This window comes from Kitasatospora sp. NPDC056327, assembly GCF_042261735.1.
GTDB lineage: Bacteria > Actinomycetota > Actinomycetes > Streptomycetales > Streptomycetaceae > Kitasatospora.
On the sequence record NZ_JBHJRC010000298.1, the window covers coordinates 1 to 10,347 of the forward strand.

A 10,347-nucleotide genomic window follows, 5' to 3' on the forward strand; every position below is an offset into this window, starting at 1 on the left:
GGTCTCCCGTCCGCATGCCGGACGGGAGACCGGGGCCCTTCCGTTCAAAACGGGCGAAACCCTATCGGTACATGCTCAAATGTCGCTCAGATGGACACCGCTATCCGGATCGTGCGTGGTACGACTGCTCCCCACCCCCACGGGACCCACCCACGAGACCACCCATCCAGGACGGTGAGACATGGCCGAGAAGCTCTACGACGAGGTCGTCGACGCGCAACCGGACGAGGAGGGCTACCACCGGGGCCTGGGCAGCCGCCAGATCCAGATGATCGCGATCGGCGGCGCGATCGGCACCGGGCTCTTCCTCGGCGCGGGCACCGCCATCTCGAAGTCCGGTCCCAGCCTGATCCTGTCCTACGCGGTCGCCGGCGTGGTGATCTTCGCGATCATGCGGGCCCTCGGCGAGCTGCTCACCTACCGCCCGGTCGCCGGCAGCTTCGCCGAGTACGCACGGGAGTTCGTCGGCCCCTTCGCCGGCTTCGTGACCGGCTGGACGTACTGGCTGTTCTGGGTCGTCACGGGCATGGCGGAGACCACCGCGGCGGCCGTCTACGTGAAGTTCTGGGCCCCCGACATCCCCCAGTGGCTCAGCGCCCTCACCTTCCTGGTGCTCCTCTACGGGGCCAACCTGATCTCGGTGAAGCTCTTCGGCGAGATCGAGTTCTGGTTCTCCATGGTCAAGGTGACCGCCATCATCGGCATGATCCTGATCGGCGTCGGGGTGCTCACCCTCGGCTTCAGCGACGCCGGCGACACCGCCTCGGTCACCCACCTCTGGCAGGACGGCGGCTTCTTCCCCAAGGGCGTCGGCGCCACCGTGATGACCCTGCAGATCGTCATGTTCGCCTACCTGGGCGTCGAACTCGTCGGCGTCACCGCGGGCGAGAGCGAGAACCCGCAGAAGACCCTCCCGCGCGCCATCAACACGCTGCCGTGGCGGATCGCGCTGTTCTACATCGGCGCCCTGGTGGTCATCCTCTCGCTGGTGCCGTGGACCGAGTTCCAGCCCGGCGTCAGCCCGTTCGTCGCCACCTTCGGCAAGATCGGCATCCCCGCCGCGGCCGGCATCATCAACTTCGTGGTGCTCACCGCCGCGCTCTCCTCCTGCAACTCCGGCATGTACTCCACCGGCCGGATGCTGCGGGACCTCGCCCTGCGCGGCCAGGCCCCCGGCCGGCTCACCGGGCTCAACTCGCACCGCACCCCGGCCGTCGCGATCACCGTCTCCTCGCTGCTCATGGGCCTGGGCGTGGTGCTCAACTACGTCGTCCCGGCCAAGGCGTTCGAGTACATCACCTCGGTCGCCACCGTCTGCGGCCTCTGGACCTGGGCGATGATCCTCGTCTGCCAGATCCGCTACCGCAGGGCCTGGCGGGGCGGGCACCTGCCGCCGCCCGGCTTCAAGGCGCCCGGCGGCACCTGGACCAGCTGGTCCGCGCTCGCCTTCCTGGTGCTGGTGGTCGTGCTGATCGGCCTGGACGAGGACAACCGGATCTCGCTGTACGTCTTCCCGGTCTGGGCGGCGCTGCTGGTGGCCGGCTACCAGGTGCTCAGGCGCCGCAGCCCGGAGGCGCTGCACGCGGTCGCCCACGACCACCTGCACGTGCGCGGCGGCGGCCCGGACGCCGGCTGACCGGGGCCGCGGCGTCGGCCGACCGAGCCCCGGACGCCCGCCGACCGAGCCTCGGACGCCCCGGCGCTCCCCGCCGGGGCGTGGTTATTCTGGCGCCATGCTGACCATCACCCGAGAACTGCGCGACGCGATCGTCGCCCACGCCCGCGCCGACCACCCGGACGAGGCGTGCGGCGTGGTCGCCGGACCGGAAGGCAGCGGCCGCCCCGAGCGGTTCATCCCGATGCTCAACGCGGCCCGCTCGCCCACCTTCTACGAGTTCGACTCGGGTGACCTGCTGAAGCTCTACCGCGAGATGGACGACCGGGACGAGGAGCCGGTGATCGTCTACCACTCGCACACCGCGACCGAGGCCTACCCCTCGCGCACCGACGTGAGCTACGCCTCCGAGCCGAACGCCCACTACGTCCTGGTCTCCACCGCCGGGGGCAACGGTCCCGACGACCCGTACGAGTTCCGCTCGTTCCGCATCGTGGACGGGGTGATCACGGAGGAAGACGTCCAGGTCGTCGAGGCCCACCCGGCCTGACCCGCACCCACCTGGGCGAGGCCCGCCGACCGTCCACGGGCGGTCGGCGGGCCACCGCCGTTTCCGGGCCGTCTCACCAGGGGAAACCGATTCATCCGGATCCCGAGACGGGCATGGAGGAGCGGGCCCGGGAATCTATACGATGAGCCCATGCGTTCCGTCGATGTGAGCACCCAGGCCCCGGGCACCCGCCTCGTGGCGCGCCTGCACATCGACCTGTGCCGGCACGCCGGCGCGATCTGTCCCGGTACGCCGGCGCGCTCGCGCTGAGCCGCGCCCGTCCCGGCCTGCCGCAGGCACCACCGCGCGGGCCGACCGCCCTGCCGCGCCCGCTGCGGCCCACCCACCTCACGACTCGCACAGGAGCGCACCCATGGCCATCGAGGTCCGCATCCCGACCATCCTCCGCACCTACACCGACGGCGCCAAGGCCGTCGAGGGCTCCGGCAGCAACCTCGGGGAACTCTTCCACGACCTCGACGCCCGCCACCCGGGCATCGCCGCCCGCCTGCTGGACAACGGCGAGCTGCGCCGCTTCGTCAACGTCTACCTGAACGACGAGGACGTGCGCTTCCTGGAGGGCATCACCACCGCCGTCGCCGACGGCGACAGCGTCACCATCCTGCCCGCCGTGGCCGGCGGCGCCCGCTGACCACCCGCCCGCCCCGTCCCGCGCACCGCCCGGGACGGGGCGGGCAGCCTCCGCTCCGCCCCTCACCCCGCCCGCCGGAGGACCCCTTGCGCTACGACAGCCCGCTCGAAGCCGTCGGCAACACCCCGCTGGTCCGCCTGCCCCGGCTCTCCGCCGCGGTGCCGGGCAACGCCGAGGGCCTGGTCACCCTCTGGGCGAAGCTGGAGGACCGCAACCCGACCGGCTCCATCAAGGACCGCCCGGCGCTGCACATGATCGAGCGCGCCGAGGCCGACGGCCGGCTCACCCCCGGCTGCACGGTCCTCGAACCCACCAGCGGCAACACCGGCATCTCGCTCGCCATGGCGGCCAAGCTCAAGGGCTACCGGATGGTCTGCGTGATGCCCGAGAACACCAGTGAGGAGCGGCGCGAGCTGCTCCGCATGTGGGGCGCCGAGATCATCCCCTCGCCCGCCGCCGGCGGCTCCAACACCGCCGTGCGGATCGCCAAGGAGATCGCCGCCGAGCACCCCGACTGGGTCATGCTCTACCAGTACGGCAACCCCGACAACGCCGGTGCCCACTACACCGGCACCGGCCCCGAGATCCTCGCCGACCTGCCCACCGTGACCCACTTCGTGGCCGGCCTCGGCACCACCGGCACCCTCATGGGCGTCGGCCGCTACCTGCGCGAGAAGGTCCCCGGCGTGCGGATCGTCGCCGCCGAGCCGCGCTACGACGACCTCGTCTACGGCCTGCGCAACCTCGACGAGGGCTTCGTCCCCGAGCTGTACGACGCCGAGGTGCTCACCACCCGCTTCTCGGTCGGCTCCGCCGACGCCGTCCGGCGCACCCGCGAACTCCTCCAGGAGGAGGGCATCTTCGCGGGCGTCTCCACCGGCGCCATCCTGCACGCGGCGATCGGCGTCGGCCGCAAGGCCGCCCAGGCCGGCGAGCGTGCCGACATCGTCTTCGTGGTCGCCGACGGCGGCTGGAAGTACCTCTCCACCGGCATCTACACGGCCGAGTCCACCGAGGCCGCCGTCGAGGCGCTGCAGGGCCAGCTCTGGGCGTGACGCACCCCCGCGCCGCGTGACGGCGGACCCGGAGGTGCGACCGCGGACCGGGTGCCGGACCGGGTGTCGGACCAGGATTTGTCCGGAACGTGCACCCGGTTCGTCACGGTACGACCACGGTGTCCGTTCCGCGGCGGAGCCGGCGGGATGTCCGGAAAGGCTGCACACGTCCGTCCCCACGCACACGCGGAGGTGACCCGTGACCCGCAGCACCGACCTGTGGTCGTACACCGAGATCGCCCGCCACATCAACGTCCAGCCGGAGACCGTGCGCAACTACCGGCGCCACGGCCTGCTCCCCGAACCGGACCTGCTCGACGGCGGCGGCCACCCCCGCTGGTACCCCGACACCATCCGCGCCTGGGCCCGCCGCCGTCCCGGCCGGCGCTGAGCGGCCCCGCAGCACCCCCCGTCCCCCGTCCCCCCGGCGTTCTGGTGATTCCAGCCACAGCACGGCACGGAGACGGGGGCAAAGTGCCGGTCCGCCCTTACCCTCGACACACGCGCAGGGCAGCGCCACCGGCCGGTACCCCCGGCCCGCTGTCATGACCAGCGGCAGCCAGGGATGTGTCGGGGCGGAGGGGCTCGGATGAAACTGACCGTGGTGGGGTGCTCGGGGAGCTTCCCGTCGGCCGACTCGCCGTGCTCCAGCTACCTGGTGGAGGCCGACGGCTACCGCGTCGTGCTCGACCTCGGCAACGGCGCGCTCGGCGCCCTCCAGAAGTACGTCTCGATCTACGAGGTCGACGCCGTCCTGCTCAGCCACCTGCACGCCGACCACTGCGTCGACCTGTGCGCCTACTGGGTCGCCCGCAACTACCGGGCCGAGGGCTGTCCCGAGCCGATGCCCGTCTACGGCCCGGCCGGCACCGCCGAGCGCATGGCCCGCGCCTACGACATGCCCGAGAACCCGGGGATGAAGGAGGTGTTCGAGTTCCGCACCCTCACCCCCGGCCGCTTCGACCTCGGCCCCTTCCGGGTCGACGTCGCCCAGGTCAACCACCCCGTCGACGCGTTCGCCTTCCGGCTGGAACACGACGGCCGCAGCCTCGTCTACTCCGGCGACACCGGCGAGAGCGCCGACCTCGTCGGGCTCGCCCGGGACACCGACCTCTTCCTCTGCGAGGCGGCCTACCTCGACGGCCGCGACACCTACCGCGCCGTCCACCTCAACGGCCGCGAGGCCGGCGAGCACGCCACCGCGGCCGGCGCCCGCCGGCTCGTCCTCACCCATATCCCCCCGTGGACGGACGCCGAACTCAACCGGCGGGACGCGGCCGCCGCCTACCCCGGACCGGTCGACATCGCCCGGGCCGGAGCGGTGTACGAGATCTGACGGACCGGCCGCCGCCGGCCGGCTCAGACGTACGTCAGCCAGTGCCGGTACCGCGGGTCCGCACCGGTCGCCGCCGCCCCGTAGGCCGCCCGCAGCCGCGCGGTCAGCGGCCCCGGAGCGCCCGGCAGCTCCCGGTCGTCCAGCGAGCGCACCGCCACCACCCCGGCCGCCGTCCCGCACAGGAACACCTCGTCCGCCGCGTACAGGTCCGACCGCAGCAGCGGCTCCACCCGCACCGGAACCCCCAGGTCACCGGCCAGCGTCAGCACCGTGTCCCGGGTGATCCCCTCCAGCGCGCCCGCGCTCGACGGCGGCGTGCGCAGCACCCCGTCCCGCACCGCGAACACGTTCTCGCCGGTGCACTCGGCCACCGAGCCGTCCGCCCCGAGCAGCAGCGCCTCGTCGTACCCCGCGTCGGTCGCCTCCCGGCGGGCCAGCACCGAGTTCAGGTACGGGCCGGTCGCCTTCGCGGCGGGCGGCACCGCGTTCGGACCGGTCCGCCGCCAGCTGCTCGTCTTCAGCCGGATGCCGCCCTCCGCCTCCGGCAGCTGCGAGTGCCACTCCCAGCTCGCGATCACCGCGGAGGTCGGCGAGGACCGCATGTCCAGCCCCATCGCGCCGTAGCCCAGGAAGGCGAAGTGCCGCAGGTAGCACGCGCGGTGGCCGTTGGCCCGGACCAGTTCGACCGTGGCCGCCGTCAGCTCCTCCACCCCGTACGGGAGTTCCATCCGCAGCATGCGCGCGCTGCGCTCCAGCCGGCGCAGGTGCTCGGGCAGCCGGAACACCGCGGGGCCGTCCGCCGTGGCGAAGGCCCGGGTGCCCTCCAGGACCCCGGTGCCGTAGTGCAGGCCGTGGGTGAGGACGTGCGTGGTCGCCGCGTGCCAGGGCACCAGCGCGCCGTCCTGCCAGATCGTCGAAGCTTCGGGAAGAGCCGTCATGGGCGCCATCCTCGCCACCCGGAGCCCGCCGGCGGGCCGTCCGGCCGCTGCCGGAACCGGCCATGACCGGGAGCGGAACCGCCCGTCCCGGAATGTGGAAAACCCCGGCGGCCGGCGCCGGGCCGTCACTAGGCTGCGCCGATGGAGAGCCCCGCCGACCGGGACGCCACCCGGCTCTACGCCCGACTGCTCGCCGAACCCGGCCGCCCGCCCGGCGAGTTGCTCCCCGGCTGGGACGCGCCGCGGATCGCCGCCGCCACCACCGAGCTCCTCGCCCTCGGCCTGCTCAGGCCCGCCGCCGGCCCGGCTCCCGCCACCGGCCCCGATCCCGGCCCCGATCCCGATCCCGGCCCCGGCCCCGGCCATGCCGCGGTCTCCGTGGACACCGCCGTCCGGCAGCTGCTGCTCGACGCCGACCGGCAGGTCACCGCCCTCGTCGGCGCCCTGCACCGGGCCCGCGACACGGTGGACCGCCTGCACACCGGCTACCTGCCCGTCCAGGAACACCACCGCGCCGGCACCGCGCTCGACGTCGTCCGCGGCGCCGACCGGATCGCCGCCCTGCTGGAGGACGCCGCCCGCGGCGCCCGCACCGAGGCGCTCTCGCTGCGCCCCGGACAGGACCTCTCCGGCCCGGCCCTCGCGGGCAAGCTCGCCCGCGAACGCCTCGCCCTCGCCCACGGCGCCGCCCTGCGCACCGTCTACCCGGCCGCCGCGCTGCGCCGTCCGGCCGTGCTCGGCCACGTCCGGGAGCTGGCCGGGGCCGGGGCCCGGATCAGGGTGGCGCACTCGCTGCCGCTGTGGCTGATCGTGGTCGACGCCCGGCTGGCGATCCTGCCCGCCCCGGGGGCGGGGCCGGGCGGGGACGACCCGGCCGCGGAGGCCGCCGTGGTGGTGCGCGATCCGGCGCTGGTCGCCCTGGTCGCCGAGCTGTTCGAGTACTTCTGGTCGGCCGCCTGGATCCCGCCCGAACTCCTCGCCGAGAGCGTCGGCATGACGGACCGTCATGCCGAGGTGCTGCGTCTGCTGGCGGCCGGGCGGACGGACGCGGCGATCGCCCGCACGCTCGAACTGTCCGAGCGGACGGTGCGCCGGCTGGTCGCCGAGCTGGCCGCCGGCCTGGGGGCGGGGAGCCGCTTCCAGGCCGGCGTGCACGCCGCCCGGCTGGGCCGCGTCTAGGGCGTGTCCTGTGGGTCTTGTCGGACCGGCCGCGCCGTTGGGGTGCGTGCCCCGGCGTCCGGGCCCGGCAGTGATCCACAAGACACGCCCCAGGGCCTCTCCTTCGGAGCACGTCGACCGCCCGGGGGGATCCGAAAGGGCGGCCCCGGGGCGGTGACGGTCCGGGCCGCGGGGTTCAGCGCCGGCCGGGGACCGGCAGGCCGAGGTGGTCGCGCAGGGTCGTCCCGGTGTACTCGGTGCGGAACACCCCGCGCTCCTGGAGCAGCGGGACCACCTTGTCGACGAACTCGTCCAGCCCGCCCGGGGTGAGGTGCGGGACGAGGATGAAGCCGTCCGCGGCGTCACTCTGCACATGGAGGTCGAGCTGGGCGGCGACGCTCGCCGGGGTGCCGATGAAGTTCTGCCGGCCGGTCACCTCGATCACCAGTTCGCGGCTGCTCAGCTTCTTCTCGGCCGCGACCGCGCGCCACTTGGCGGCGATCTCCAGCGGGTCGCCGAGCGAGGTGCGACCCTGGACGAGGCCGGAGTCGCGGACCGGGTCGACGGCCGGCAGCGGGCCGTCCACGTCGTGGCCGGAGAGGTCGATGCCCCAGATCTGCTCCAGGTAGTTGATCGCGGTGGCCGGGCTCACCTGGGCGCGGCGGATCTCGGCGGCCCGCTCGACGGCCTCGGCCTCGGTGTCGCCCAGGACGTAGGTGACCCCGGGCATGATCTTCAGCTCGTCCGGCTTGCGCCCGTACGCGGCCAGCCGGCGCTTGACGTCGGCGTGGAAGGTCTGGCCGGCGGCCAGGGTGGAGTGCCGGCTGAAGATGACGTCCGCGGCGGCGGCGGCGAACTCGCGGCCCCCGTCGGAGTCGCCGGCCTGGATCACCACCGGGTGGCCCTGCGGCGGGCGGGGCACCGAGAGGGTGCCCTCGACGTCGAACTGCGGCCCCTGGTGACGGACCGTGCCGCCGTCCGCGGCGTCCCAGAACTCCCGGGCCAGTTCGACCGATTCGGCGGCCCGGGCGTAGCGGTCGGCGCGGTCGAGGTAGCCGCCGCGGCGGAAGTTCTCGCCGGTGAAGGCGTCGGAGGAGGTGACCACGTTCCAGGCGGCCCGGCCGCCGGAGAGGTGGTCCAGCGAGGCGAACCGGCGGGCCAGCTCGTAGGGCTCGTTGAACGTGGCGTTGACGGTCGCGGCCAGTCCGAGGTGGGTGGTCACGGCGGCGAGCGCGTTGAGGACGGTGATCGACTCGGGGCGGCCGACCACGTCGAGGTCGTGGATCCGGCCCTTGACCTCGCGCAGCCGCAGGCCCTCGGCGAGGAAGAAGAAGTCGAACTTCCCGCGCTCGGCCGTCCGGGCGAGGTGGCGGAAGGAGTCGAAGGCGATCTGGCTGCCGGAGGCCGGGTCGGTCCACACGGTGGTGTTGTTGACACCGGGGAAGTGCGCGGCGAGGTGGATCTGCTTGAGCGGACGGTCCGTCATCGGGTCACCTCGGCGGTCTCGGCGGTGGCGGCCGGGCGGCCGGCGGGAACGGTGGCGGCGGGGGCCGCGGGCGCGGCGATGGTCGAGGCGAGGGCGTAGCGGCCGGCGGGCCGCTCCAGGCCGAGGTGGTCGCGCAGGGTGCGGCCGGTGTAGCCGGTGCGGAAGAGTCCGCGCTCGCGCAGGGCGGGGACGACGTGGCCGGCGATCGCGGCGAGGTCGCGGGCCGGGTCGGCCGGCACCAGGTGGAAGCCGTCGACCCCGCCGCCGCCCTCGGTGAGCTCGTCGAGGAGGGCGTCGGCGGCGGTGGCGCCGTCGAGCGCGGCGGGGACCCGGGCCAGGATCCGCAGGGTCTCGCCGCCGCGCAGCCGCAGCTCGGTGGCGGCGGTGAGCCGGGTGCTCCGGTCGGGGGCGTCGAGCAGGACGACGTCGGCGTGGCGCACCGCCGTGTCGACCCGGGCGCGGCTGCCGGGGCCGGCCTCCGGCGCGAGGTCGGCGGCCGTGACGGTGACCGCGATCACCGGTCGGCCCTGCGGCGGGCGGGGGGTGATCGAGGGGCCGCGGACCGAGAAGTGCGGGCCCTGGAAGTCGATGTAGTGGAGCTTGTCGCGGTCGACGAACCGGCCGGTGGCGGCGTCGCGGATCTCGGCGTCGTCCTCCCAGCTGTCCCAGAGCCGGGCGGCGACCTCGGCGGCGTCGGCGGCCTCGGCCCAGAGCTCCTCGGCGGGGGCGGTGCCCTTGCGGCCGAAGGCCCGTGCCTCGGCCCCGGTGTCGGAGACGCCGACCAGCCAGCCGGCCCGGCCCTCGCTGACCCAGTCCAGGGTGTTGACCGAGATGGAGGTGTGGAACGGCTCGGTGTGGGTGGTGGTGACGGTCGGGACCAGGCCGAGGCCGTGGGTGACCGGGGCGAGCCGGGCGAAGGTGGCGAGCGCGTCGAGCCGCCGGGGTTCGGGGGCGTAGGAGTCGTCGAGGGTGACGAAGTCGAGGGCGGCCCGCTCGGCGAGCCGGGCGAGCGCGGTGAAGTGGTCGGCGTCGACGCGGCCGGGGCTGTCGAGGGCGGCGGAGAGGTGCAACTGGCGGGGCATGGGTGGCCTTGGCCTTCCTGGGACGGAAGCGGTGCGTGCGGCTGTCGCGGACCGGCCCGCGGCCCCGGGGGCCGGGAGCGGGTGCGGTGTGCGGGGGCACGGGGCGGCGCGCCCGGGTGACGGGCGGTGCGGGAGACGGGGTCGGGCGGCCGGGCGCGGCGGGGACGTCAGCCGGGCGGCGGCGGGGGGAACGCTCGGGTCAGCCGCGACACGCCGCGGACCACACGCGACCGAAGTCGATGTGGCTGCGGGTCACCAGCAGACGGGGGGCGTTCACCGCTTCAGTTGACCAGCGGTTCCGCGGATCCGTCAACCACCGTCTCATCGGCCGGCCCCGGAGGTGGACAGCCGGCCGGCCCCGCGCCGGCGGGCGAGGGGGGCCGGTGCGGGGAGGGGCACGGCCCCGTCCGGGGCGCGGCGCGCTCCGGTTCCGGGCACGCGAACGGCCCCGCCCCGCCACCCGGGGGAGCGGGGG

At 74.5% G+C, this 10,347-nt stretch carries 11 protein-coding genes; 8 read left to right on the top strand and 3 right to left on the bottom strand.

The features are described from left to right. The first annotated feature begins 181 nt into the window (after window positions 1-181). From ACFCX4_RS30275 to ACFCX4_RS30305, 7 genes are all read left to right on the top strand, one after another. Window positions 182-1,636: an amino acid permease gene (locus tag ACFCX4_RS30275; protein ID WP_376149309.1), complete on the top strand. Its 1,455-nt coding sequence runs from the start codon at window positions 182-184 to the stop codon at window positions 1,634-1,636. Between the two features lie 97 nt (window positions 1,637-1,733). Continuing rightward, complete coding sequence (locus ACFCX4_RS30280) at window positions 1,734-2,165, top strand: Mov34/MPN/PAD-1 family protein (protein ID WP_376149312.1); 432 nt, start codon at window positions 1,734-1,736, stop codon at window positions 2,163-2,165. 150 nt (window positions 2,166-2,315) lie between these two features. Next, window positions 2,316-2,435 carry a putative leader peptide gene (locus ACFCX4_RS30285; RefSeq protein ID WP_310593142.1) on the top strand — a complete coding sequence of 40 codons (120 nt, stop codon included), beginning with the start codon at window positions 2,316-2,318 and terminating at the stop codon, window positions 2,433-2,435. Window positions 2,436-2,538: 103 nt separating this feature from the next. Further along, window positions 2,539-2,817: a MoaD/ThiS family protein gene (locus ACFCX4_RS30290; protein WP_376149315.1), complete on the top strand. Its 279-nt coding sequence runs from the start codon at window positions 2,539-2,541 to the stop codon at window positions 2,815-2,817. Between the two features lie 86 nt (window positions 2,818-2,903). Continuing rightward, window positions 2,904-3,872: a PLP-dependent cysteine synthase family protein gene (locus tag ACFCX4_RS30295; RefSeq protein WP_376149318.1), complete on the top strand. Its 969-nt coding sequence runs from the start codon at window positions 2,904-2,906 to the stop codon at window positions 3,870-3,872. Between the two features lie 199 nt (window positions 3,873-4,071). Next, window positions 4,072-4,263, top strand: a complete 192-nt coding sequence (locus ACFCX4_RS30300; protein WP_376149320.1) for a MerR family transcriptional regulator — start codon at window positions 4,072-4,074, stop codon at window positions 4,261-4,263. A gap of 198 nt (window positions 4,264-4,461) precedes the next feature. Continuing rightward, window positions 4,462-5,208, top strand: a complete 747-nt coding sequence (locus ACFCX4_RS30305) for an MBL fold metallo-hydrolase (protein WP_376149323.1) — start codon at window positions 4,462-4,464, stop codon at window positions 5,206-5,208. 23 nt (window positions 5,209-5,231) lie between these two features. Here the strand turns inward: ACFCX4_RS30305 and ACFCX4_RS30310 are convergent, their stop codons facing one another. Next, window positions 5,232-6,146, bottom strand: coding sequence for a branched-chain amino acid transaminase (locus tag ACFCX4_RS30310; protein ID WP_376149326.1), 915 nt, complete (start codon window positions 6,144-6,146; stop codon window positions 5,232-5,234). Window positions 6,147-6,287: 141 nt separating this feature from the next. Between ACFCX4_RS30310 and ACFCX4_RS30315 the strand changes: the two genes are divergently transcribed. After that, a complete protein-coding gene (locus tag ACFCX4_RS30315) occupies window positions 6,288-7,325 on the top strand; it encodes a LuxR C-terminal-related transcriptional regulator (RefSeq protein ID WP_376149328.1) in 1,038 nt (345 codons plus the stop codon). Window positions 7,326-7,500: 175 nt separating this feature from the next. Here the strand turns inward: ACFCX4_RS30315 and ACFCX4_RS30320 are convergent, their stop codons facing one another. Next, on the bottom strand, window positions 7,501-8,790 hold the full coding sequence (locus ACFCX4_RS30320; RefSeq protein WP_376149331.1) for an LLM class flavin-dependent oxidoreductase: 1,290 nt from the start codon (window positions 8,788-8,790) through the stop codon (window positions 7,501-7,503). Next, on the bottom strand, window positions 8,787-9,872 hold the full coding sequence (locus ACFCX4_RS30325; RefSeq protein WP_376149334.1) for an LLM class flavin-dependent oxidoreductase: 1,086 nt from the start codon (window positions 9,870-9,872) through the stop codon (window positions 8,787-8,789). Before ACFCX4_RS30325 ends, ACFCX4_RS30320 begins: the two co-directional genes overlap by 4 nt. Window positions 9,873-10,347: the final 475 nt, after the last annotated feature.

Excerpts from the sequence above, each read along its gene's own strand:
- ACFCX4_RS30310 (WP_376149326.1), bottom strand. The coding sequence starts at position 6,146 with ATGACGGCTCTTCCCGAAGCTTCGACGATCTGGCAGGACGGCGCGCTG.
- ACFCX4_RS30275 (WP_376149309.1), top strand. The coding sequence starts at position 182 with ATGGCCGAGAAGCTCTACGACGAGGTCGTCGACGCGCAACCGGACGAG.
- ACFCX4_RS30315 (WP_376149328.1), top strand. The coding sequence starts at position 6,288 with ATGGAGAGCCCCGCCGACCGGGACGCCACCCGGCTCTACGCCCGACTG.
- ACFCX4_RS30280 (WP_376149312.1), top strand. The coding sequence starts at position 1,734 with ATGCTGACCATCACCCGAGAACTGCGCGACGCGATCGTCGCCCACGCC.
- ACFCX4_RS30285 (WP_310593142.1), top strand. The coding sequence starts at position 2,316 with ATGCGTTCCGTCGATGTGAGCACCCAGGCCCCGGGCACCCGCCTCGTG.
- ACFCX4_RS30320 (WP_376149331.1), bottom strand. The coding sequence starts at position 8,790 with ATGACGGACCGTCCGCTCAAGCAGATCCACCTCGCCGCGCACTTCCCC.
- ACFCX4_RS30305 (WP_376149323.1), top strand. The coding sequence starts at position 4,462 with ATGAAACTGACCGTGGTGGGGTGCTCGGGGAGCTTCCCGTCGGCCGAC.
- ACFCX4_RS30325 (WP_376149334.1), bottom strand. The coding sequence starts at position 9,872 with ATGCCCCGCCAGTTGCACCTCTCCGCCGCCCTCGACAGCCCCGGCCGC.
- ACFCX4_RS30290 (WP_376149315.1), top strand. The coding sequence starts at position 2,539 with ATGGCCATCGAGGTCCGCATCCCGACCATCCTCCGCACCTACACCGAC.